The 23,743-nt window shown below is 54.9% G+C and carries 22 protein-coding genes; 18 read left to right on the top strand and 4 right to left on the bottom strand.

What is annotated here, in order from left to right; translation table 11 throughout:
- Positions 1-9 precede the first annotated feature (9 nt).
- The 4 genes from B4O97_RS09595 (at position 10) to B4O97_RS09610 (ending at position 4,314) form a co-directional block, all read left to right on the top strand.
- Entirely contained in the window at positions 10-1,278 is a 1,269-nt protein-coding gene (locus tag B4O97_RS09595; RefSeq protein ID WP_083050377.1) for a nickel pincer cofactor-dependent isomerase, group 22, read from the top strand.
- Between the two features lie 61 nt (positions 1,279-1,339).
- Positions 1,340-1,894, top strand: a complete 555-nt coding sequence (locus tag B4O97_RS09600) for a chromate transporter (RefSeq protein ID WP_083050379.1) — start codon at positions 1,340-1,342, stop codon at positions 1,892-1,894.
- Positions 1,891-2,430: a chromate transporter gene (locus tag B4O97_RS09605; RefSeq protein WP_083050380.1), complete on the top strand. Its 540-nt coding sequence runs from the start codon at positions 1,891-1,893 to the stop codon at positions 2,428-2,430. Before B4O97_RS09600 ends, B4O97_RS09605 begins: the two co-directional genes overlap by 4 nt.
- Positions 2,431-2,685: 255 nt before the next feature.
- Entirely contained in the window at positions 2,686-4,314 is a 1,629-nt protein-coding gene (locus B4O97_RS09610) for a DEAD/DEAH box helicase (RefSeq protein ID WP_083050382.1), read from the top strand.
- 35 nt (positions 4,315-4,349) lie between these two features.
- On the opposite strand, the gene B4O97_RS09615 is transcribed toward B4O97_RS09610, so the two are convergent.
- Complete coding sequence (locus tag B4O97_RS09615; RefSeq protein ID WP_158084236.1) at positions 4,350-5,015, bottom strand: lysophospholipid acyltransferase family protein; 666 nt, start codon at positions 5,013-5,015, stop codon at positions 4,350-4,352.
- A 113-nt stretch (positions 5,016-5,128) separates the two neighbouring features.
- Here B4O97_RS09615 and B4O97_RS09620 point away from each other — a divergent pair, with 113 nt between their 5' ends.
- Genes B4O97_RS09620 through B4O97_RS09630 form a run of 3 tightly spaced genes read left to right on the top strand, consistent with a single transcriptional unit; the run spans position 5,129 to position 9,152 of the window.
- Positions 5,129-7,027 carry an aldehyde ferredoxin oxidoreductase family protein gene (locus B4O97_RS09620; protein ID WP_158084237.1) on the top strand — a complete coding sequence of 633 codons (1,899 nt, stop codon included), beginning with the start codon at positions 5,129-5,131 and terminating at the stop codon, positions 7,025-7,027.
- A complete protein-coding gene (locus B4O97_RS09625; protein WP_083050385.1) occupies positions 7,000-7,524 on the top strand; it encodes a hypothetical protein in 525 nt (174 codons plus the stop codon). Before B4O97_RS09620 ends, B4O97_RS09625 begins: the two co-directional genes overlap by 28 nt.
- A 2-nt stretch (positions 7,525-7,526) precedes the next feature.
- On the top strand, positions 7,527-9,152 hold the full coding sequence (locus B4O97_RS09630) for an iron-containing alcohol dehydrogenase (protein WP_158084238.1): 1,626 nt from the start codon (positions 7,527-7,529) through the stop codon (positions 9,150-9,152).
- Positions 9,153-9,169: 17 nt separating this feature from the next.
- Here the strand turns inward: B4O97_RS09630 and B4O97_RS09635 are convergent, their stop codons facing one another.
- Together B4O97_RS09635 and B4O97_RS09640 are read right to left on the bottom strand one after the other, a co-directional pair.
- Positions 9,170-10,387, bottom strand: coding sequence for a pyridoxal phosphate-dependent aminotransferase (locus B4O97_RS09635; protein ID WP_083050389.1), 1,218 nt, complete (start codon positions 10,385-10,387; stop codon positions 9,170-9,172).
- Between the two features lies 1 nt (position 10,388).
- Positions 10,389-11,246 carry a hypothetical protein gene (locus B4O97_RS09640; RefSeq protein ID WP_083050390.1) on the bottom strand — a complete coding sequence of 286 codons (858 nt, stop codon included), beginning with the start codon at positions 11,244-11,246 and terminating at the stop codon, positions 10,389-10,391.
- A gap of 105 nt (positions 11,247-11,351) precedes the next feature.
- On the opposite strand from B4O97_RS09640, the gene B4O97_RS09645 reads away from it, so the two are divergent.
- The 4 genes from B4O97_RS09645 (at position 11,352) to B4O97_RS09660 (ending at position 15,806) form a co-directional block, all read left to right on the top strand.
- The gene (locus B4O97_RS09645; RefSeq protein ID WP_083050392.1) at positions 11,352-12,512 is read left to right on the top strand and encodes an HD-GYP domain-containing protein; all 1,161 of its coding nucleotides are present in this window, start codon (positions 11,352-11,354) and stop codon (positions 12,510-12,512) included.
- Positions 12,513-12,577: 65 nt separating this feature from the next.
- On the top strand, positions 12,578-13,753 hold the full coding sequence (locus B4O97_RS09650; RefSeq protein WP_083050393.1) for a hypothetical protein: 1,176 nt from the start codon (positions 12,578-12,580) through the stop codon (positions 13,751-13,753).
- Positions 13,754-13,780: 27 nt separating this feature from the next.
- Positions 13,781-14,077, top strand: coding sequence for a J domain-containing protein (locus tag B4O97_RS09655; RefSeq protein ID WP_083050395.1), 297 nt, complete (start codon positions 13,781-13,783; stop codon positions 14,075-14,077).
- Between the two features lie 64 nt (positions 14,078-14,141).
- The gene (locus tag B4O97_RS09660; RefSeq protein WP_083050396.1) at positions 14,142-15,806 is read left to right on the top strand and encodes a nucleoside kinase; all 1,665 of its coding nucleotides are present in this window, start codon (positions 14,142-14,144) and stop codon (positions 15,804-15,806) included.
- On the opposite strand, the gene B4O97_RS09665 is transcribed toward B4O97_RS09660, so the two are convergent.
- Complete coding sequence (locus B4O97_RS09665) at positions 15,800-17,416, bottom strand: hypothetical protein (RefSeq protein WP_143305632.1); 1,617 nt, start codon at positions 17,414-17,416, stop codon at positions 15,800-15,802. The genes B4O97_RS09660 and B4O97_RS09665 overlap by 7 nt on opposite strands.
- Positions 17,417-17,552: 136 nt before the next feature.
- Between B4O97_RS09665 and B4O97_RS09670 the strand changes: the two genes are divergently transcribed.
- From B4O97_RS09670 to B4O97_RS09700, 7 genes are all read left to right on the top strand, one after another.
- Complete coding sequence (locus B4O97_RS09670; protein WP_083050400.1) at positions 17,553-18,827, top strand: SPL family radical SAM protein; 1,275 nt, start codon at positions 17,553-17,555, stop codon at positions 18,825-18,827.
- A gap of 98 nt (positions 18,828-18,925) precedes the next feature.
- Positions 18,926-19,525: a hypothetical protein gene (locus tag B4O97_RS09675; protein ID WP_083050401.1), complete on the top strand. Its 600-nt coding sequence runs from the start codon at positions 18,926-18,928 to the stop codon at positions 19,523-19,525.
- Positions 19,518-19,856 carry a transcriptional regulator gene (locus B4O97_RS09680; RefSeq protein WP_083050403.1) on the top strand — a complete coding sequence of 113 codons (339 nt, stop codon included), beginning with the start codon at positions 19,518-19,520 and terminating at the stop codon, positions 19,854-19,856. Before B4O97_RS09675 ends, B4O97_RS09680 begins: the two co-directional genes overlap by 8 nt.
- Entirely contained in the window at positions 19,853-20,611 is a 759-nt protein-coding gene (locus B4O97_RS09685) for an outer membrane lipoprotein-sorting protein (protein WP_083050404.1), read from the top strand. Before B4O97_RS09680 ends, B4O97_RS09685 begins: the two co-directional genes overlap by 4 nt.
- A gap of 14 nt (positions 20,612-20,625) precedes the next feature.
- Positions 20,626-21,813, top strand: a complete 1,188-nt coding sequence (locus B4O97_RS09690; RefSeq protein ID WP_083050406.1) for a hypothetical protein — start codon at positions 20,626-20,628, stop codon at positions 21,811-21,813.
- Between the two features lie 11 nt (positions 21,814-21,824).
- Positions 21,825-22,517: an ABC transporter ATP-binding protein gene (locus B4O97_RS09695; RefSeq protein WP_083050407.1), complete on the top strand. Its 693-nt coding sequence runs from the start codon at positions 21,825-21,827 to the stop codon at positions 22,515-22,517.
- Positions 22,514-23,731, top strand: a complete 1,218-nt coding sequence (locus tag B4O97_RS09700; RefSeq protein ID WP_083050409.1) for an ABC transporter permease — start codon at positions 22,514-22,516, stop codon at positions 23,729-23,731. Before B4O97_RS09695 ends, B4O97_RS09700 begins: the two co-directional genes overlap by 4 nt.
- The last annotated feature ends 12 nt before the right edge of the window (positions 23,732-23,743 follow it).

The following is a 23,743-nucleotide window of genomic DNA, read 5'->3' on the forward strand; positions in this document are numbered from 1 at the left end:
AGTCAGCGAATGAGTATAATACAGAGCCTGTTGAATCAGGTCCCGCTTCCCAGAATGGTCAGGGTCCGGCAGCACTTCGAGCGACCGGTACTCTCCGATCCCGTGGGTGAATTCCTGTCCCGTTTTCGCAGCAGCTCTCTCCTCGAAAAGATCACCAGGGGTATGAGTATCGCCATTGCAGTGGGAAGCCGGGGTATCAGCAACCAGCCTGCCATTGTCAAAGCCCTGGTTTCCGAACTCAAATCCGCCGGGGCGGAGCCTTTCATTGTTCCCGCCATGGGTTCCCACGGAGGTGCCGTCGCGGAAGGTCAGAAGGCAATGCTCGAAGGTATGGGCTTTACCGAAGAGTATCTTGGCGTCCCCATCCGGGCGACCATGGAAACGATCTGCCTCGGGGACGCAGGGCCTGATCTCCCCGCCTATATCGACAGATACGCCCACGAGGCCGATGGAATTGTCATTGTAAACCGCATAAAACCCCACGTGGCTTTCCGGGGACCCTACGAGAGCGGACTGGCCAAGATGATCACCATCGGCCTGGGAAAACAGCGTGGCGCCGAGGTATGCCACAATCTGGGATTCGGGAAAATGGCGGAGCACATTCCCGTGATTGCAGCCAGAATCCTGGAGGCGAGCAACATCCTCTTTGCCGTGGCTCTTCTTGAGAATGCCTATCACGAAACCTGCCAGGTTGAGCCGATAGACGCAGAGGAGATCCTGAAAAAGGAACCGGCTCTTCAGGAAAGGGCCAAGGAGCTGGCACCGCGCCTTGCCTTCGACGAACTGGAAGTCCTGATTATGGACGAAATCGGCAAGGACATCAGCGGAACCGGTTTCGATACCAACGTGGTGGGCCGTTACCACACACCCTATGTTACCGGAGGCCCCCGGATCGCCCGGGTGGCGGTACTGGATATTACCGACGTGAGCCACGGCAACGGAAACGGCCTTGGTATAGTGGACTTTACCACCCTGAGGGCCTTTAACAAGTTTCGCTTTGACCAGACCTACCCGAATTCCCTTACATCTACTGTACCGGCAAGCGTGAAGATTCCCATGGTACTGGAGAACGACCGCCAAGTCTTTCAGGCAGCGATTCGCACCTGCAACCTGAGCCGCAAGGAAGATGCCAGAGTTGTCCGTATAAAGAATACCATCTCCATGGATGAGATAGAGATATCGGAAAACCTGCTTCCCAGTGCCCGGGAAAATCCCCTGCTGGAGATCGTATCCGCACCCTGTGAACTGTCCTTCGACGAAGAGGGGAACCTCTTCTAGTGTACGAGAAAGCAGACGTGCTTGCCGGGGTGCCTCCTTTACGCTACACTGCCGCCGGAATATGAAAGACTTTTTCAAGGACCTCATGGTCCTCTACTCACTGTTCTTCAAAATCGGTCTCTTTTCCATCGGCGGCGGGTATGTAATGCTTCCGATGCTGCGCCTTGAACTTGTGGAAAAGCGCAAATGGGTGAACGACCGGGAACTCCTGGATTACTACGCCATCGGACAGGCTACTCCGGGGATTATTGCCGTCAATACAGCCACCTTCGTGGGCTACACACGGCGCGGGATTCCCGGCGCCCTTGCATCGACGGCGGGCATGGTCAGCCCCTCGCTGATTATAATTCTGGCAATCGCGATCTTTATTCCCATGATGGAGACCATGCCCCTTTTCCAGAAGGCCTTCAGGGGAATACGGGTGGCCGTTTCGGTACTTCTTGTTTCGACCCTCATCTCCCTTACAAAAAAGGGCTGGAAATCCTGGATAGACGGCCTGCTCACCCTGGCGGCCTTCAGCGCGGTAGTCCTCCTGGGGGCCTCACCCTTTCCGGTGATTCTTGCAGCGGGATTTCTGGGACTTCTTTTACGCCGTCACAGGAGCGGCCTCCAATGAGCTTCATCTCCCTTTTTATCACCTTTTTCAATATAGGGCTCTTTACCATCGGCGGAGGGCTGGCAAGTCTGCCCCTCCTCTACGAGGCGGTTGTGGACGGCGGCATGATCAGCCGCAACCTCTTTGTCGATATGCTGGCCATAAGCCAGTCGACCCCGGGACCCATAGGCATAAATATGGCCACCTTTGCCGGCTACCAGATCGCCGGGATTCCCGGAGGATTTGTCGCCACCCTGGGGATGGTAGCCCCGTCGCTGATTATAATCGTGCTCATTGCCGCCTGGTTTACCAACTTCTCGTCCCATCCCCTGGTACAGGATGTGATGGGGGGTATCCGTCCCGCGGCCCTCGGCCTTATAGCCTCGGCAGCCTGGTTTATATTCCGGGAAGCCCTTTTTATCCCGGGTACCGATATGCAGATCAGTCTCCCCGCTGCGGGTCTGTTTATTGCCCTGGCTGCTGCCTACAAGCTGAAACCCGCCACTCCGGTTGTCTATATTCTTGCCGGGGGTGTTCTGGGAATCTTTCTGTTCTGAACCTGATGTCATCAGAAGCAGATACCCTATTGATTATTCCCGGCCGCCGGTGTAAAGTGCTGTTCAGACCTTCCCTTTGAGGGGAAGAGTTAAAAACGAATCTTAGCAGCACTTCCTGCTTCGCTATGGACGAAGCTTCAATCCTGGGTACATGGGTATATGTTTTTTGCCTCATGCTTATTGCTTTCGATTGTGTGTTAGGAATCGTTAGAAATACCGTCCGCTGATTTTCACGGACGACGCACAGGCGGAAACATGACAGAATTCTCATCCCTCGGTTTAACCGAAGAGCTCCTCAAGGGGACCTCCAAACTCGGGTTTACCACACCCACCCCGATTCAGGCCAGGGCGATCCCTGAACTTCTGAACTCCGACGGGGACTTCGTTGTACTTGCAGGCACCGGCACGGGTAAAACAGCGGCCTTCGGCCTTCCTCTGCTTCAGAAACTGGATCCCGGCTTTCGCGGTACCCAGGCCCTTATTCTGAGTCCCACCAGGGAACTCTGCTGCCAGATAGCCGAGGATCTCAAGCGCTTCTCAGCCTTTCTGCCCGAGGTTTCCATCGTTCCCGTCTACGGCGGGGCCAGCATGGGGCTTCAGATCCGGGAGCTGAAAAGGAATCCCCGGATTATCGTTGCCACCCCGGGACGACTGATCGACCACCTGGAACGGGGAAATATTGACCTTGGCCAAATCCGGACCCTCGTTCTGGACGAAGCAGACGAGATGCTCTCCATGGGCTTTCGCGAGGAACTTGAATCGATCCTGGCCCTGACTCCCGGAGATAAACAGACCTGTCTCTTTTCCGCAACCATGCCCCGGGATATCCGCGCCATGGTTCAGAACTTTCTCGACAATCCCCGGGAAATCTCCTCCCTCAAGAGCGAGGAAGAGGCAAGTACCGTTGACCACAACTACCTTATGGTCAATCACCGCGACCGTTTTGAAGCCCTGCGCCGTTTTATCGCGAAACAGCAGAATTTCTACGGCATCGTCTTCTGCCGCACAAAAGACCAGACCCGCGAGATCGCCGTGAAGCTTGCGGAGGACGGACTTTCCGCTGACGCAATCCACGGCGACCTTTCCCAGATGCAGCGGGATTACGTTATGCAGCGCTTTCGCAAAGGAGCAGTCAGCATCCTGGTCGCCACCGACGTTGCCGCCCGGGGCATCGATGTGGACAGCCTGACCCATGTAGTACATTACGAACTACCCCATGACGCCGAGTCCTACGTACACCGCTCAGGACGTACCGGCCGTGCCGGAAGAGAAGGCATGTCCCTGGCAATCGCTACCCCCGCAGACCGCCACAAGCTGCGTTCCCTGGAGCGGCGCATAAAGAGCGGGGTAAACCGCATTGAGGTTCCCACGGGGAACGAAATCCTGCAGCACAGGATAGACACCTTTGTGACGGAGCTGGAAAACGCCGAAGAACTTCCGAGGGAATCAGCCGACTGCATGAAAGGTGCCATCGAACGCCTGCGCGGCCTCTCCCAGGAGGAACTGATCGAAAAGATCCTCCACACCCAGTTCAGGGAACAGATTGAATACTTCAGCAAAAAGCAGGACATACGAGCCGCCGTCCAGGGGCCCCGGGAACGAAAGGGCGGTTTCAGGGAACAGGACAGCAGAAAACGCGGCCCCCGGGGCAGGAACGAAGTGGATTATGTAAAGGTAAAGTTTTCCATGGGAAGCCACGAAGGCCTGACAAAATCGGAGATTATCGGTCTTGCAAACCGGGCCATGAAGGGAATGCGATTTCCCATCGGAGAGGTTCGGCTCAAAAAGAGCAGTGCAACCATAGAGGTCCCCAGGGATATTTCCCTGGAACTTGCCCGGCGGATCGAGGGCAAGGTAATCCGGGAAAAACGTCAGACCGCATAAAGGTCTATAAAAAAGCGGGCCTGTGCCCGCTTTTTTTATTCAAGCCTTTCGATCAGATCTTCGCCGATCTCATCGACCCGGGAATACTCACCCCTCAACTCCGGAGGTAAAAGCAGGGCCATCTGCTTCATCATCTGGTCGGTGAGGAGTCTCCGGCTCTCCTTGTTTACCCTCTCCGGGGCCGCCAGCTTGAAGGGCGTACCTACCTTGAAATGGATCTGCGTACGTTTAAAACGCTTCAGATTTTTCCAGAGATTCTGGCTCCCGTAATGTGCAACCGGCAGAATCGGAACATCGTTCTGCAGGGCCAGGGTAACCACTCCGGGATTTCCCTTTTGCAGGTGCCCGTTTCGGGAACGGGTTCCCTCGGGAGCCAGACCGATAATCGCTCCCTCGGAGAGGAGTTCCCCCACCTTTCGAAATGCCGCCGAAGGCGGTGCGCCCCGTTTCAGGGGAATCCCGCCCCAGCGCCGTGCGATGTTTTTTACCACCGGGACCCGAGAGAGTTCGACCTTCATGACACCGTATATCCTCCTCGGACGCATGAGCAGATAAAAAAGCGGGGCCTCCAGAAAATTTATGTGGTTGAACACAACCAGGAGAGGACCGGTCCGGGGGACCTTCTCAAGCTCGGAAGATTCAATACGGCAGGCGACACGAATAAGCAGATACACGAATGAGTCAAAAAGACGTCCCAGCATGGGTTTCCTTCTCCTGTTCCTGTTGAACTGTATGATCCTCGATAAGGATCCTTGACAAGCCCTGAATGTGCCTTGAGAATATAAGCATATCTCAAGTATGTTGTCGAGGATGTATGAAAGTAAAGGGAGCAGCGGGAAAGTATCTGTATGTGGACCTGACAGGCAGGACATGGAAGGAATACCCGATACAGGAAAGAGACCAGCGTCTGTACCTGGGCGGCAAAGGTCTGGCGATCAAGATCTACTATGATCTTTTACGTGAGCGACTCAAGGATATCCCCCCCCTGGGTCCGGAGAACCTTCTGATCATCTCAACGGGTGTGCTCCTGGGAACGAAGGCCCCCTGTTCTGCCCGTTTCGAGGTTCTTACAAAATCTCCCCTGACAAACCTGCTGGTAGGTTCATCCTGCGGCGGCCCCTTCGGCGAGGGCCTGCGTACAGCCGGCTGGGACGGCCTGATCCTCAGTGGAAAAAGCAGGGAACTGCTGCTGCTCAGGGTCAGCAGCGATGGGGCTTTCTTTGAATCCGCGTCAAAGCTGAAAGGTCTGGGGACCGAGGCAACCCAGGAAAACCTGCAGCTGAAAAAAGACGAGGCATCCCTGTGTATCGGGCCGGCAGGAGAAAACCTGGTGCACTACGCGAACATCCGGTCCGGTCACAGATTTGCAGGGCGCGGAGGGGTCGGAGCGGTTATGGGGGCCAAAAACCTCAAGGCCGTCGTTGTAAAGGGCTGGTCCCACACCATCGAGCCTGTTGATCCGGAGGGTTTCAGCAGGATTTCAACGAAAACCCGGAAAATGATCCAGCGAAACCCCATATCCAAAGCCTATAAAGCCTACGGAACCTCGGCAAATGTTCGCTACGGCATGAAAGCCGGGTTCTCTCCGGTACATAATTTCCGTGACAGGTACCACCCGGAGACAAAAAAAACATCCGGCGAATACATGGCGGACCGCTACTCATCGCGCTTCTCCACCTGCAGGCACTGCGTCATCCTCTGCGGACACAAGGGCCTGTTCCCCGACGGAAAGACCCGCCAGCTTCCGGAGTATGAGACAGTAGGGATGTTCGGGAGTAATATCGAAAACTTCGATTCCGACCTGATCGGTGTCTGGAATGAGGAAATGAACGACCTGGGCATGGACACCATTTCCGCCGGAGGTTCCATAGCCTGGGCCATGGAAGCGGCGGAGAAGGGTTTTCGTCCAAGCAGCCTGCGCTTCGGCGACACCCGGGAGATATCCGGTATGCTCAGGGAAATCGCCTTCCGGCAGGGCGAGGGTTATGAACTGGCGGAGGGAACCCGGGTCCTGAGTGAAAAATACGGCGGCCGGGAGTTCGCAATCCAGGTGAAGGGGCTGGAATGTGCCGCCTACGATCCCCGGTCATCCTGGGGACAGGGGCTCTCCTACGCTGTCTACAACAAGGGAGGCTGTCATCTGGGCTCCTACCTGGTGGGACTTGAACAGATCCTGAAGTACATGCCCCCCCATACAACCCTGGGAAAGGCATCCTGGGCGGTCTTCTGCGAGAACCTCTATGCGGCGATCAACTCCCTGCAGATATGTCAGTTTACCAGTTACGGAATCCTCACCGAACCTCTCATTCCGCGCCGGGTACCCCGCTGGGTTCTGCGGGTGCTGACCATCCTCACTCCCCGGATTTCCCAGCAGCTGATGGACTGGACTCCCCTGAACAGGATGTTCAGTACCGTAACCGGTATAAAACTCAGCAAGAACGGGCTGCTCCGGGCTGGAGAACGCATAACCAAGCTTGAACGCTGGATCAACCTCTGCATGTCTGAAACAGCCGCGGATGATTCCCTTCCCGCCCGCTTTACCGAAGAGAAGAAGACCCGCTTTCCGGGCAGGAATACGACAGTACCGATTCGTACCATGGTAAAAAAATACTACCGACTCCGGAAGTACAATCCCGCGGGCATTCCGCAGCGGGAGGATCTGGAGCGGCTTATGGAGGAAGCCCCGTGCCCCGCCCCCTTCGAATCCGAGTAAAGCGCTGCCGGACTCTCTATCTCCGTCTTCTTCTCTGTATCCTTGGCCGCGCCATTCCCCGGGCGATCCGGCTGTCCCGGGAAGCACAGGAGGAATGCCGGAAATTCCCGTCGGACTTTCGCATTCTTCTTGGCCTCAGGGCTCCGGGTCCGGCTCTGATACTTGAATCCGACGGCCTGGGACGCCTCTATCGTGCCGCCGGCGCAGAGACCTCCCCGGACCTGGAGATCAGGCTCAAGAGCGTGGAAGCGGCCTTTCGTCTTTTCACCTTCCAGGAAAGTACAGCCGCCAGCGAGGCGGGAGGAAGACTGACAGCCGCCGGGAGCCTTGCCCTGGTACTCTCGTTTATCAGAATAATTGATGTGGTGGAGATCCTGCTGCTGCCCCGGGTCATTGCACAGCGGGCCGTAAAATTGTGGCACAAGCCGGACCGGCTTATTCTCAAACGTCTGGCTCTCTATTTCAGCCTGCTTCTGCCTGCCCCGAAAAGGAGATGACAATGAAGCGTCGTATTCTGCCCACCGGGACAGTAATATGCGGAACAGCCGCGGTGGAACAGATCGGGTATGAGTTCAGTGTCCGTGGTATCAGACGTATAACTGCAGTCAGCGACAGTAAACTGCTCAATAAATCCCGGAGCCTGCTCTCCGACATGGAACCTGACCCCGGAACAGATATCAGGATAATAAGCTCTGATGAAGAACCCCCGGAGGATACCGGGGGCCTGATACTCATGGGAAGTGCCCCACTACCTGAAACGAAAAGGCGATGCCCCGTATTGAGGATCCCCCTGGTCCCTGATGATCTGTCTTCCCGGCTGCCGGGAACGGATATCCTGGTGCTGGACCGACGGTTTTTCCGCCGCGAGGGTCTCCTCGATCAGTTTCTCAGGGAGCTCTACCGGGAGAGTCTCAGCGAGGAGAGCAGTTATCCTTTTCCCCTGCAGTTTCCCGGAATCTTTCAGTTTTCCGCCGATACCGAACTGATATGGGGAGACGGAACTCTCGGGGAGCTTGGAGAACTCCTGTCACGGGACAAAGTACGGGCGCCCATGCTTGTCACCGACAGAGGGATTGTCGCGGCGGGACTGCTCAAAGGTCTGCTGGATTCCCTTGACCCCGGTCTGGATATTATTGTCCGGGACAACGTACCTCCCGACTCTGACCTGCAGCTCATCGGCAGCCTTACTGAAGATTACCGGGCATACCGGCGGGACGGGATTATTGCCATGGGGGGCGGATCAGTTCTGGACACAGCCAAGGGGATGATAATCAACCTTGAACTTGGGGGAAAGAATATTCTTGCCCTGGAAGGATCGAACCTGCTGTCTCCTTCGCCGGTGCCTGTGTACATGATACCCACAACTTCGGGTACCGGCTCAGAGGCCACCAGGGTCGCGGTTATCGCCGACCATAATGAAAAAAGAAAACGCCTCTTTGTCTCCCAGTTTCTCCAGCCCCGGGCGGCAATTCTCGACAGCTCCCTGACCATTTCGCTGCCCCCTTATCTGACTTCCATTACAGGAATGGATGCCATGAGTCATGCAGTGGAAGCCTTTACCTGCCTTGGCAAAAATCCGTTAAGTGATCTTATGGCCTGGCGAGCTCTGGAACTCCTGTCTGCACATCTGGAACAGGCGGTCACATTTCCGACCCAGGCGGTCCACCGACGGGGAATGGCCTTGGCATCGAATCTGGCTGGGCGGGCCTTCTCAAACTCCATGGTTGGGATGGTCCATACAATAGGGCATGCCATCGGGGGAGTCTGCGGAGCTCCCCATGGATCCTGCATGGCAGTATTGCTGCCCTTTGCTCTGGAGTATAACGGAGACATCATCACCGAAGCCCTGGGAAAACTTCTCGTACCCCTGAAGGGCATTGACAACTACGAGCATACCGCGGCGAGTGCACGGGGCCCTGCAGTCATCAGACATATACGGGAACTGAACAGGTCGCTGCACACTGCCACCGGAGGCAGGCATCCGTGTTCCCTGAAGGAGATAGCCGTAAAGCCTTCAGATTTCAAGGCCATTGCGGAAGCCGCCCTGGGTGACGCATCCCTGATGTATAATCCCAGGGAGCTGAGATACGGGGATATAATCGAGATTCTGAAAGAGGCCTACTGATTCAGGAACATGAACCTTCAGATCTGCCGGTATGTCTCGAGAAAGTCCTTCAGGGCTCCCAGAACGTGCTCCAGTTCGTCGACCCGGGGAAGAAATACGATCCTGAAATGGTCCGGTTCGGGCCAGTTGAAACCTGTTCCCTGAACCATCAGCACCTTCTTCTCCTTGAGAAAGTCCAGAATGAACTTCATGTCGTCCACGATTCCGAAACGGCCGGTGTCGATCTTCGGAAAGAGATAGAGTGCCCCTTGAGGTTTTACACAGGTAATTCCCGGAATGTCCGTCAGCATTCTGTAGGCGATGTCCCGCTGTTCCCGCAGACGGCCGCCGGGAAGCAGCAGATCCTTGATGCTCTGATACCCCCCCAGGGCCGCCTGGATTGCATACTGGGCCGGCACATTGGCGCACAGCCGCATGTTGGAGAGCATGGAGAGGCCTTCGAGGTAATCCTCGGCATGGGTCCTGCGTCCGCTGATGATCATCCATCCGGCCCTGAAGCCCGCAGCCCGGTAGACCTTGGAAAGTCCGTTGAAGGTCACCATCAGAATATCATCCGCCAGGGAGGCTGTAGGGGTATGGCTTGTGTCATCGTAAAGGATCTTGTCGTAGATTTCATCGGAAAATACGATCAGGTCGTGCTGCCTGGCGAGTTCCACGATCTTTTCGAGGATCTCCCGCGGGTAGACACTTCCAGTGGGATTATTGGGATTGATAACAACGATACCCCGGGTCCGATCAGTTATCTTCGAAGCCATATCCTCGATATCGGGATACCAGGAAGACTCTTCGTCGCAGCGGTAATGGACGGCCTTGCCGCCCGAAAGGGTCGCAGCCGCCGTCCAGAGCGGATAGTCCGGCGACGGTATCAGCACCTCGTCGCCATTGTCCAGAAGACCCTGCATTGCCATCACAATCAATTCGCTGACGCCATTGCCGATATAGATGTCCTCGATCCCGACCCCCTCGATGCCGATCTGCTGACAGTACTGCATCACCGCCTTGCGGGCAGGAAAAAGACCCTTTGAATCGATATAACCCTGGGCATCGTGAAGATTGAGCACTATGTCATGCAGGAGCTCGTCGGGGGCGTTGAAGCCGAAAGCGTAGGGATTACCGGTATTCAGCTTCATTACATGAAAGCCCTCCTCCTCGAGGCGCTGGGCTTCGCTCAAGACAGGTCCCCGGATATCGTAACAGACATCATCAAGCTTACGGGACTTCCGTATTTCCCTCATCCTATTTTTCTCCGTTCTCCGTTTTCAGGCTTCCGCCGATATCAGAATCCTCGTCATCAGAGGTATCAAGATAGTAGAGCCATTCAACAGCCTCATCCAGAACCGTTCCGAGAACAACAATATGGACCGCTGTTCTGGCCTTTTCAGCGATCCGCAGGAATTCGGTCCGCGTATATTTCGAACGCAATCCGGCAACCAGGGTATTCTGGTACCGCTTTGCCTCTTCGTCCTGGACTGCACAGGTGTCGAGCATATAGGCCGTCAACAGATTCAGTATCGGCGATTTTTCTTCCGTCAGGGAGAGAAACTGGATTTTTGCTTCCTCCAGCCTTCGCTGTAAAAGGAGGGCAAAACCGTAACACCAGACAATCCAGGGTCGGTCCTCTCCCCGGATTTCCAGGAACTCCCTGAAATAGTTCTCAGCCCCGGGAGGGTCATTATTCAACAGGTAGGGAATACCCAGGGAAAGCGCGAAAGAAGGCATTGCCGCAGGCCGCTTGTCCCGCAAAAGTTCCTCAATCCTGCCGATTACATTGAGACGCGAGCTTATAAGTGCGGCATTGATTGCCATGCGGACTTCCTGTCTGCGGACACGCCCCTCTTCCAGGCGACTCAGGACATACCCAATAATGCCGCCCCATTCTTCCCGTTCCAGCAGGGAAAACAGGCGCCAGTTCCGGATAAAATAGACATTAAGGATTCCCATTATCAGGAAAAAAACCAGGGGCAGGTACCAGTTGTCAGCCCAGAACTCCTTTGTATACTCCCATCCCAGTACAGCCAGGGGCATAAAAAAGATGATTAAGAAGGAGAACAGGATAACAACGTTAAAAAGTATAAAAATTACCTTAAATTTCACCGAAATTCTCCTATAATATAAGAAGGAGTGTAAAGAATATGCCAGACCGGGTCAACGGCATGGTATTTTACTGGATTTTTACACAGATGAGGGCAGCATATTATTGTGAATAAGGTCGGTTTAGACAACTTGGAAGTCAATTCGTATATAGATGCCCCGGTTTTCCTCGATGATGCGTATATAATTCTTTCGCCGGATATTCCGGTCTCACAGGAATTATTAACCCGTCTTTCCAGCTGGCATTACACCCAGGTGTATACCGACGGACAGCCGGCGGAGAAGCCCAGAAACACCGGAGAAAACGCTGAAGAGAGCAGGCTCGGGTTCCTGAAAGAGGATGTCCACGAGAGCGCCGAGCGGCAGGAGGTAAGCTCCTTCTATCAGCAGAAGGTAGAAGAGGTCCGGAGTATCTACAGCAGGTTTGCCGAACGGGAAGAACTGCGGATAGACGAGGTTACGGATATCATCAAGGATATCATATCAACCTTGAAGAGTTCCCGTCGTTTCCTGCTGAGCGTCCCCTTTATCTCCCAGCCCGAAGAGGACTATCTTGCGTCGAGCTGTCTGAAGACAGCCATTCTGAGTCTCGCCGTGGGCGAATTTCTCAAGCTCCCCCCCCACAGACTCATCGAGGTAGGCAGCGCCGGACTCCTGCATAAGATCGGGATGATGAAAATCCCCAGAAATATCTACATGAGCGACCGTCCTCTGAGCCCCAACGAGAGAAAAACGATCTACGCCCACCCCATAATCGGTTTCAAAATACTGAAGGCAGCAGCCTTTCCCGCCACTGTCGCCCTGGCGGTGCTGGAACATGCGGAACACGTGGACGGAACCGGGTATCCCAGGAAACTCACCAGCGACAAAATATCCCTCTACGGGAAGATCGTGGCTGTGGCAACAGCCTATAACGGGGCGGTCTCCCGCAGACCCTACAAGAAGGAGCGGGACGGTCATTCCGGTATCATGGATCTTCTGAAGGATATCGGCAAACACTTCGATGAACGAATTCTTCGAGCCCTGGTTTACACCCTTTCGATTTATCCCATCGGCACCTACGTGGAACTTACCAACGGGGCCAAGGGGGTAGTTGTGCGAACAAATATAAACGACCCGAAGTATCCCGCCATAAAGCTTCTCCTTAACGAAAAGGGCACCCTCTACGCCGAAGCCCCTGTTCTGCAGACCAAGGAAGGAGACCCGATCCAGATTGCCCGCTCCCTTCCCCCCGACGCGGTCAGGGAATTGGAGGAAAGGCTGGGATAAATTCCCTTTCCATCGTTGACAGCCGGGGGGACTTCGGTCTACGGTTGCTCTCACGCAAAACAACCATGAGAAAATCACACACCCAACGCGAAAACAGATCTTCAAAGGTACCCATTGTCCTCCGGCAGCTACTGATTGCCGAGGGAGCACAAAAACAGCAGCTCAAGGAGGAACTCCAGCGAATTCTGTCGGATCCACGGGAGCTCTTAACCTGCGGTATACTGGATTCTGAACACCGGCTGTATAAAAACGCCCAGACAGTGGACGATGCCCTTGAATCGGTGACCAATGGGATGGAGGACCCTGCCCTGCTGGAGCAGCTTTTGCAGGTTCCTGATGATTCCCTGGTGGGCCCCTGGAAAAACTGCGTTTTATGCATTAAGGCCCTGTATGACGGAGACACAAAAAAACTGCAGCGTCTGAAAGAGCAAATCCCTTCGGAAACACCTCCCTTCAAACTCGCGGAACTCGCTCTGATGATGGCCTCCGGGAATATCCCTGAGGAGGAGAAAAACAGTCTTCGAGGCTGCTTTTCTTCCGAGATCCTTGAATCACCGGATTATGTTATCAGTGCCGGAGAACAGATGGAGGATGCCCTGGAAATGGGCTTGATTGACCTTTTCGCGGATACCGCTGCCATGCTGGTCCGGGATCTCGAACGGGACTATACGGAGGCGGCGGAAGACTTCGCGCTCTGGTGTTTTTCCCGGCTGGCCAGGGAAGACCATTCTCCCGCACCACTGTTAAAGCGTTTCAGGAGCATTTTCGGGGAATCCGGAACCCTGCGTCTTGCGGCCCTGGGAATAGCGGAAGAAGACGCCGATGCCGCTCTTTACTACTGGCTGAAATTTATCGTTTCCCTCCTCGAGGAACGACAGATCGAAAGGGAGACCCTTGCCGCCGCCTTATACATCGCCGCACACCTGGGAGACATGGGGATCCTTAAGGAAGGAGATTCCGATACTGATACGCAGAGCAGCGAAGACCTCCTTCTGCTACGCCAGTTTCAGAAACTGCTTCAGAAAATCAGTGAAGAAGCAGGGCAGCAGTTTCCGGATATTTCGATCTCCGCCCTCGGAACCCCGGAGGACTGCCGCAGAACAGCAGTTCTTTTCAGTTCCGGTTCCGAAAACAGAATCACAGGCTACAGAATTCCGGAAACTGAACGCCCGGAAAGCAAAGAGGAACAGCGAATCCTTCCGGAAAAACAGGAACCGCAGCAGCTGGAACTCTTCGCCTGAACATACCCTTAACAGGAGAAAAGCCGAATGGCCATCTTTACCTATGATCCTTTCGCACGCCTGGGCATCTCCCGCGATGCCGACGCCGACACCATCAATACAGCATACCGACAGGCCCTTGAGACTGCATCGGGAAAAGAAAAAGAAGAGCTACAACGACAGTGTTCCCTGCTTCTGGATTCCCAGGGACTGCAGATTGCCCGGCTTGCAACACCCGTGGGGGGAACAAACTTCACTGAGCTTACGGAAGGACTTCCCGCCCGCCCGCGCTACGTGGGACCTGGGAGATGGAAAAAGGTTCTCCGGAAAATGCTTCAGGCGTAGAGCTTGCGTCATCGGTTGTTTTGCCCTACTCTTTTGATAACCCTATCCCCTGGAGGCACCAACAATGCAGACGATCTTTTGCACCCTGCCGTCAAAAAAGCGGATCAAGCTTGACTACGGGACCAGGGTATCGGAGCTTATCCGGAGCGAAGCGGAATTCTCTGCACCTCCCAGGCCGATCATTGCCGCTCTTGTAAACAACGAACTTGTCAGTCTCTCCTTCAAGATAGAGATTTCCTCCAGCCTGGAACCCGTTTCCCTGGACTCGGTGGTGGGGATGCGGATATACCGCAATTCCTTGAGTTTTCTGCTCTCCCGGGCTGTCTCGGAACTCTTTCCCCGGAGAAAGCTGATTATCGGTCACTCCCTGGGGCACGGCTACTACTTCTACTTCAACAGTGAAGAAGAGATAAGTGCCGACGACCTTGAAGGCATCGAGAAAAGAATGCGTGAGATAGTTGCCAGGAATGAACCGATAGTCCGCCGGGTGATCTCCTACGGTGAAGCTCTGGACTATTTCATGAAAACCGGACACCACTCCCGGGTTGAACTCCTCCGTTTCCGCAACGAAGCCAAGATTCCCGTCTATGAAAGCGGGGAACACCGGGAAATAGGCTATCAGCCCCTGGTGCAATCAACGGGACTCCTGAACCTCTTTGAGCTCAAGCCCTATTCCCCGGGATTTCTGCTGCGCTACCCCTCTTCAGCTGCCCCCGACAGGGTAGCCAAGTTTTCTGACAATCCTGTCCTCTTCTCGGTTTTCATGGAATATAAGGCCTGGGGCAAGATACTGAACGTAAACAGCGTCGGAAAACTCAACCGACTGGTGGAATCCCAGAAGATCGGCGACTTTATTCAGGTTGCCGAGGCGCTCCACAACAAAAAGATTGCCTCCATCGCAGACCGGATAGCAGAGCGCCGGGGGACCGTCAGGGCAGTTATGATCGCCGGCCCCTCCTCCTCGGGAAAAACGACCTTCACCAAGAAACTGGGAATCCAGCTGAAGGTCCTGGGTTTTAATCCCATAGCCATATCCCTGGACGACTACTTTGTACCCCGGGAAAAAACGCCTCTGGACGAAAATGGGGACTATGACTTCGAGGCGCTGGAGGCCATTGACATCGAGCTGCTGAACCAGCATCTGATTCGGCTCCTGAAGGGTGAAGAGATTGAAATCCCCCTCTTCGACTTTATAATTGGAGACCGCAGACCTTCAGGGAAGTATCTCAAGCTCAACCGTAGAAGCATCCTTCTTATGGAGGGAATCCACGGCCTGAACGACGCCCTTACCCCCCAGGTAGATCCGGAGACAAAATACAAGGTATATGTTTCCGCCCTTACTCAGCTTAATCTGGACGATCGCAACCGGATTCCCACTACCGATAACCGGCTTCTGCGCAGGATGGTCAGAGACCACCAGTTCAGGGGACACAGTGCCCTGAGGACTCTGCAGATGTGGCCTTCGGTGCGGCGGGGAGAAGACAGAAATATCTTCCCTTACCAGAACAACGCCGATTCCGCCTTTAACTCCGCCCTGGATTACGAGCTGGCGGTCCTGAAGAATTATGCAGAGACCCTGCTCAGAACAGTTAAACCCTTTCACCGGGAATACGCCGAGGCGATGAGGCTTACAAGCTTTCTGCACAACTTCATCGGCATACCCGACAGGGAGGTCCCCAGGGACTCAATCCTGCGGGAGTTTATCGGCGGATCAAAGTTTCACTATTGAAAAGAAAGGTGGAAATAGAGACTTCCTCCATCGGGGCGGGGCAGAAACCGGAGACTCACCAGCGGGAAATCCCCGGTCTCTGAGCTTTCCTTCGCGGATGCAGCACCGGATTCAAAGGGATCAGGGAAGTCCGTCAGTTCCGCCAGGGCCAGACAGAAGGCCCCGCCCAGCCAGAAACCCAGAGCAAGATTACGCTTCAATTCAAAGCTGTCGAAGCTGTTCTCCCAGGCAGAGTAGCGCGCCGGACTGGATACCTCCTGATAACGGTACCAGTCCGCCAGAGAATCCGTCCTGCCGATACCCGCGAGGGAAGCAAAAACGTTACCCCCCGAAAACAGGGCAAGCCCGCTTCCCACCAGCACCCGGTCCCAGAAGTTTGATGCCAGAGCTTCCCTGTCTCCAGGCTGCGCCGGAGCTGCCAGAACTGCCGCACTGCCCAGGGTCCACAATCCCAGGACCATCCCCTGCCGGGCAAGTACCCATGGAAACTCCCGGTCATACTCTTCGTCGTAATAGGTATCCGAGTGTCCCCGGGCACGCAGATAGGAACTCTCCGCCAGGGGATCAATGCTGTCGAGGTAGAGAAGGTGCCCTGCCAGGGCGGTTCCGATACCTGCGTAGAGGTACCATTTGCCACGGTAACTGAACTTCAGATCCCCTGCATCTCCTCCGATCAGGGGAAACCCGGCGGTAACGGGGGCGGCCGCGTGCATTGTCCAGGCAGCGGTGGAGGAAATGGTACGGGCTGCCCGGTAGAAATCTTCCGCAGTACCGTAGCTGTCCCTGTCGGCCGGGAGCAGGGCGTTCCGGGCCAGGTAATCGCTGGAAACGCTTTCCGCTCCGCTCATGAGAGTCAGCATATTGGCCAGGCCTCCGAGCTGATACAGTGCGATTCCCGTTGTGAAAAGACGTTCTCCGGTGCTGGTCTGTACCGGTGCTGCAGGCTCTGTATCCTGAAGCACTGTTTCAGACGTCTCCGATTCAGCGGGTACATCCCCGGCTTCTTCCCCGCCGCTGAGTTCCCCGGCGGAATCTGCCGAAGGAGCTTCCGCTGTATCTTCAGGAATTTCTTCCTCCGGGACGGAGGGTTCCTGATCAGGTCCCCGGGCAATTACCGCTTCGGCCAGTCCCATCTGTACAGCGAGATTTTCTCCAACCTCGGCAACCGTGGCGTCGTAGTTTCGAATATCGATGAAGAACTCTTCCGCCCTGCCCTTTCTCGCGCCGTCGGCGCTGATCCCCTGGAGGCTCAGGATATAACCCCCTCCGCTCCTTTCCAGGCTGAATACCGCTATCCCATCAAGACCAAGCCTGCCGGCCAGATCCCGGGCACATTCGGGATCATCGCACCCGGCGATTTCCGCAGCGGTCAGTCCTTCGGCCTCCCGCTTTTTCTGCAGTTCTTCTCCGGCCAATACCCGTCCGCCGGTATACTCCCGGATAGTATCACCTGCAAGGCCTTCCCCTACCTTCAGCAGATAGGAAGGAACCCCTTCGCCTCTGATGGAAACAAGACCGATCTCCTGGGCTGATCCGGGAAGGGAGAAAAACAGACAAAGAAGGGTAAGATAAAAAAAAGGTGATCCCCCGATCCGTACAATCCTGTTCATGCAGCCGCCCTCATCCTTATACAAGGGATAATTCCTGTTTACTTTAGCATAGTTCAGGTAAAAACTCTTCCCAAAAAATTCTCAACCCTCCCCACTCTGTTGCAGAAAGTTGAGTTTTCTGCCTAGGATATCCCGAATGAGCACAAAGATTCCCGGAGACAAACTCGCGCAGTTCAGAAACGCAGCGATATATTCCTCCCTGGACCGGAAAGATCAGTCCTCCCTGGAGGAACTGGCCTCGAACCGGCGGCTCTCCGTCCAGCAGCTCAGGCAGGTCCTCGAAATCGCCCGGGACCTCCAGATGTGGGGAATCGGCCCCATATCATCATGGATAGAAGAGCTGCCTCCCGCGGATCCACGGGAGGGAAAGCGGCAGGCGGTGAAGACCGTTGATACCCTTGTCTCCCGCTGGGAGGAGGAACGGCGAAGAGGTCCGGAATATACGGGAAATGCGCCTGTGTATGGAGCTTCCCCCCGCAGCATCATGGAGAGCACCGCACCCGCGACGATTCTTGGATCCTGCCCCGTAGCCTCGGAAAAGACCCGCTGCTGCAATCTTCAAACCCTGGACGCGGTAATAAACTGCGGTTTCGGCTGCACCTACTGTACCATCCAGTCGTTTTACGATCAGGGGAGGATCTACCTTCACAGCGATCTGGGCAGAAGACTCAGGGAACTTCACCTGGATCCTGAAGGGATCTACCACATCGGAACAGGACAGTCTTCAGATTCCCTCATGTGGGGCAACCGGGAAAACCTGCTGGCCGACCTCTTCGATTTTGCCCGGCGTAATCCTAATGTGATTCTGGAGCTTAAAACAAAATCGGACAATATCTCCTGGCTGCTGGAGAACAGCCCTCCCCCCAATGTACTTGTTACCTGGAGCCTCAACAGCGAGCAGATGATCCGCTGGGAAGAGCGCGGTACCGCCCCCCTGGAAAAACGCCTGGACGCGGCAGCCCGGACAGCCCTGGCCGGTTATCTGGTGGGCTTTCATTTCCATCCCATGGTTCCCCATGACAACTGGAGAGAATCCTATGCTGCCGTCTTCTCCAGACTTCTCTCCGACTTTGATCCTTCCCGGGTCGCCATGACCTCCTTCGGGACCCTGACGTTCATAAAACCGGTAATCCGGGCAATCCGTGAACGGGGACAGGCAACCCAGGTTCTGCGTATGCCCCTGACAGAAACTGCAGGTAAATACTCCTATCCGGAGGATACAAAGGTGGACCTCTTCCGCTTCGGCTACGAGAGCCTCGCGGCCTGGCACGAAAAGGTCTTTTTTTATCTCTGTATGGAGCCCGCCGGACTCTGGGAACCGGTTTTCGGCTTCTCCTATCCAGACAACACAAGCTTCGAAGAGGCCATGAAGCTCTCCTACCGCAGCAAGATACTGTCCCCACGATTTTGAACACTATATCCTGAATAAGGCTTGACAAACCTCATATCGCAAAGTAACTTTGTAATGCAAAGTTACTTTGCGCAGCAAATACCGATAAGGAAGGGCTAATGGAAGCAGATAAAGAGGAACTCCGTAAATACCTCAGGGATCTAAAGGAGATGAAGGACCTGGTGGCACGGCACGAGGAGCGCCCCATCGTTGAGTACTGGGACTTTGTTGCCTGGGGAGCACTGCTCATCCTGGGAACCCTGCTGCACGCCCGGTTCTTTCCGGATACAATAAACACCGCCCTGCTGGTGATCTGGCTTCCGGTCTTAATCATCGGAGGCTTTATAGAGACCATGGCCTGGGTTTACCTGGTAAAACGGCTGGAGATGCCCCTGTCTTCCCGAAGAAACCAGCGCTTCTACCTTGCCTCCGTGGTAATCCTTATCGCGGTAATCTTCATACTCTACTACCTGATTCACCTGAAAGGCCCCATTCCGGGGATGTTGCTCCTATTGCTGGCGGTGCTTTTTGCCTTCGTCGCCCAGATGAGTTACCTGGGCCTGTTCATTGAGACGGTACTGACCCTGGCTGCCGGGATCGTGCTTACGGTTCTGGACGTACGGGGCTCTGCGGCATCGGTGGGGGTCGGTATTTTCGCCGGCCTGGAATTCATTGTTATGGGAATACATACGAGGTTTCTGGAAAAGCGGAATGGATAAGCTCTACACCCGCTTTGACGGGGTCTTCTTCGAAAAAACCCGCCTCTCCCTTTTAACCCTGATAATTCAGGAGGAGAGCGTCTCCTTCAACACCCTCAAACAACAGCTGAATATGAGCGACGGGGCACTCTACACCCATCTTGAAAAACTTGTAAGCGCCGGGTACGTGGCAAAGAGGCGGGAGATCGCCGGGACTTCCGTCCAGACCCTCTATTCCGCCAGTGAGGAGGGGAAAGAGCGCTTCAGGGAGTATCTGGATTTCCTTGAAGATATGATTACCAGCCATAAATCTTTCACTGATGATTCCGGAACAAAAGGAGAAACGCCATGAAACTCACAGGACTGATAGTGCTGATATTCGCAGGGCTCCCCCTCTGCGGTGTATTCGCTCAGATTCCATCGGGGGACGAACTGCTGCGCATGACGGAGGAGACCATCAATCCTTCGATCTATCGCTCACAGATGAGCATTACAACGGTAAAACCCGGGCAGAAAGAGAGTACCCTCGGTATGGAGGTTTATTACAAGGAGGACACGGGGACATTTATGGAGATGACCTCTCCGGCACGCAGCCGGGGCCTGCGCTTTCTTGAGAAGGAGACCAATCTGTATATGTACAACCCGAAATCCAACAGCAGAAGACCCCTGAGACTCTCCCCGGAACAGTCCTTTCAGGGAACGGTCTTTTCCAACAACGACGTTTCCGATCCCAAATATACCGACGACTACAGTGCGTCCCTCTCCGGGGAAGACAGCTTTAATCATCCCGATACCGGAAAGACAGACTGCCTGATAGTTCTGGCGAAGGCAAAACGGAAAGAGGCTCCCTATGGAAAGATCAGAATCTGGCTTCATAAAGACAGTCTTCGTCCCCTCCGTTTCGATTATTACGCCAAATCCGGACTGCTCTTCAAGAGCATGATACTCAGTGATTACAAGGAACTTGCCGGTGCCATGCGTCCGGCCGTCATGCACATGGACTCCTACGAGATTGAAGGCGCCTGGTCAGAGGTGATTATCGATTCCATGGAGGCCCTCCCGGATATTCCCGACAGCCGCTTCAGCACTGCTGCCCTGACACGGTAGAGGACGGGAGTGAAATGACGGGAAATCTTCGGGTAACAGGATTTTTTCTCCTCCTTGTAAACCTGATGTCCGGGGTATCGGTGCTTGCCCAGGAATACTCCGTCTTTGGCGAGATTGAAATGGAAGGGAGTTTTGCCCTTACACCGAAGGGAGAAGCCGACAATTTCCTCGACTCCTTTCTGGGAGCTGAAGCGAACCACCGCCTCGATTATGAAGAGTTCAGTTTTACCGCCAGGCACAGGGTGGAGGTCGACCGGCAGGAAGAGCTGCACCATTATCTATACGAGGCCTACATCGATTACCGGGCCGCGGAAATCCTGAGCATAAGTGCGGGAAAACAGCGCATTCCCTGGGGTCGGGGGGTTGCATTCTTCCCGACGGATGTTCTGCACCCCAGTCACACCCGGGAGGACGTGGAGGGTTTTACCGGCTTGAGCCTTATTCTCAATCCGGACATGAACCTCCAGCTTGCGGGGGCCCTTGATTTCAGCACGCCCCTTGCCGGGGCGACCCCGGAAGAAAACGAAGACTTTTACCGGGATCTCAAGTACGCCCTGTACCTGAGCCTTCTTGCAGGGAAGGTCGACCTGGCCTTTTCCGCCGTTTACAGTCCGGAGGAGACCCTTCGACCGGGATTCGGAATGTCCTGGGATATCGCCGGATTCATCGTAACTGCAGAAGGAGCCGTGGAGTTCAACAATTCCACGGAGTATCCGGACACAGACCTGTTCAACTTCGAGGCTCCAGGCGCTTTCCGGCCCTACCCTCTGGTAGCGGCGGGAATAAGCCGGAACCTTACACCGCGACAGATGCCGGATCTGAGTCTGATGTTTGTAACGGAGTACCTCCATGCCGGTACCGGATACGATAAAAAAGAACGGGAAGAATACTTTAACATCATCGGCACATATCTGGCCTCCGGGAAAGAGCATCCGGAGATTGAATATCTGGGGCGGAATTACCTGTTTGCCCTGGCCAGCCTCGAACTTTACATGCGCTTCAGCCTGGAACTCTCCGCATACGCAAGTCTCGATGATCAGTCGCTTTCGTACGCTGCGACGGGTACCCTGCTCAGTATTCGGGGGATGGACCTGAGTCTCAAGGGCGAACAGATTATCGGAGGACAGCGGTCCGTGTTCGGGTCCCTGAAAGCCGGTGAGGGAGAGTATCGCGTAACACTGAAATCGACCATCTATTTTTAAGGGAGTTGATTATGCCGGTTTTGAAAATCGAAGACATACACAAGGATTACCTGCTGGGAAAGTCCGTTATTCATGCCCTCAAAGGGCTTAGTTTGAGCGTCGAAAAGGGGGATTTTATCTCTGTTGTCGGTCCATCGGGCTGCGGCAAAACCACCCTCCTGAATATCCTCGGCTGCATAGACAAGCCAAGCTCCGGCAGGGTCTATTTCAGGGGAGAGGATCTTTCAAAAATGACGGACAATCAGGAGGCGGACATCCGGCTCAGGGAGATAGGTTTCATCTTCCAGTCCTTTAACCTTGTTCCGGTATTGAGCTGTTCCGAAAACATCGAGTTTCCCCTTATTCTGGCTGGGGTTCCCAAAAAGGAACGCCGGAGGCGGACGGCACGACTGGTGGAAATCGTGGGACTTGCGGATTTTGCGGAGCATAAACCGGATGAACTCTCCGGAGGACAGCGTCAGCGGGTGGCGATTGCCCGGGCCCTTGTAAACAATCCGTCCCTGGTCATCGCCGACGAACCGACGGCGAACCTCGACTCCGAAACGGGAAACTCGATCCTGGAGACCATGAACCGCCTTAACCGGGAGGAAAAGGTCACCTTTATATTTTCCACCCACAATCCGGAAATCATGCAGTACGCCAGGACCATCATACATCTGAAGGACGGTGCCGTTACACGTGTAGACCAGGGGGTCCCGGCATGATCTTTATCCGCGTCGCCTGGCAGAATATGCTCGTCCACCGGCGGCGGACCCTGCTCATCCTGTTTTCCATAAGTCTCTCGGTGGCAGTCATCCTGTTTGTCTCGGGAATGGCGGAAGGCCTTAAAAAGAACTTTTTCCGGGGCATGCTGGAAGAAAGCGGGCACCTGCAGATCCTTCCCGCGGGGACCGATGATGCCCTGGATCCCTACGATCCTGATCTTCTGATTCAAAACCCCGACGAAATAGTCTCCGACCTGTCCGCCAGGAAGGGGGTACAGAGAGCGGAGAAGGTTCTGAGCTTCGGGTGCATGCTCCTGGCCGGGGACAGAAATCTTACCATCGAAGGCCGGGGTACTAATAAAGAGACCCGGATCTTCTCCAAAGCCCGGGATGGCATATACGCGGGAGGTTTTCTTGCAGACGACAACGGGGGTAAGCCGGGAATCTGCATCAGCGCAGGTATTGCTGATCTCCTGCATGTGGATCTCGGGGACCCGCTGGTGGTTCTCGTGGAAGACAGCACCGGAAGCCCCTGGTACATCGAGTATTCTGTAACCGGGCTTTACGCAACGGACAGCAGGGAGTTTGACGAGGGTAGCTTCTATCTGCGCCACGAAGACGCCGAGGAGCTTCTGTATTTTCCGGGTAAAACACGGGAGATCCGGGTTGTTCTGCTCGATCCGGCCCTGGCGGGTCCTCTCGCTGACCAGCTTGATACAGGCGCGGCGCCTTACAGGGGAACTGAGATAAAAACATGGCGGGAGATCCACGGCAGTTATCTGGTGCTCCTCGATTTCTTCGATATCTTCATGGTCTTCATGAATATCTTTACCGTGCTGGTGGCCGCAACAGTTATAACCAACTCCATCCTGATGAATATCTTTGAACGTACCAGGGAGTACGGCACCCTGAGGGCAATAGGAATGAAGCGGTACCAGCTCTTCGGGTTTATCCTTACCGAGGGTTTCGTACAGGGCGTCGCCGGAAGCCTTTTGGGACTCGTTCTGGGGATTCCCCTGGTACTCTATTTTCAGGCCTACGGCATGAACTGGGGAGAGATTACGGAAAGCTTCGGACTGGGAGAGACCTTCTACTTCGCCTTTGCCCCGGAACACGCCATTGCCGGTCTCATCTCGGGGATTGCCATCGCCTGTACAGGCTCCCTCTACGCCGGCTGGGTAAGCTCCAGGATGAGCATAATGGAATCCCTGTAAATGGAGAGTGAT

It is taken from the genome of Marispirochaeta aestuarii (genome assembly GCF_002087085.1).
Classification (GTDB): Bacteria; Spirochaetota; Spirochaetia; order JC444; family Marispirochaetaceae; genus Marispirochaeta; species Marispirochaeta aestuarii.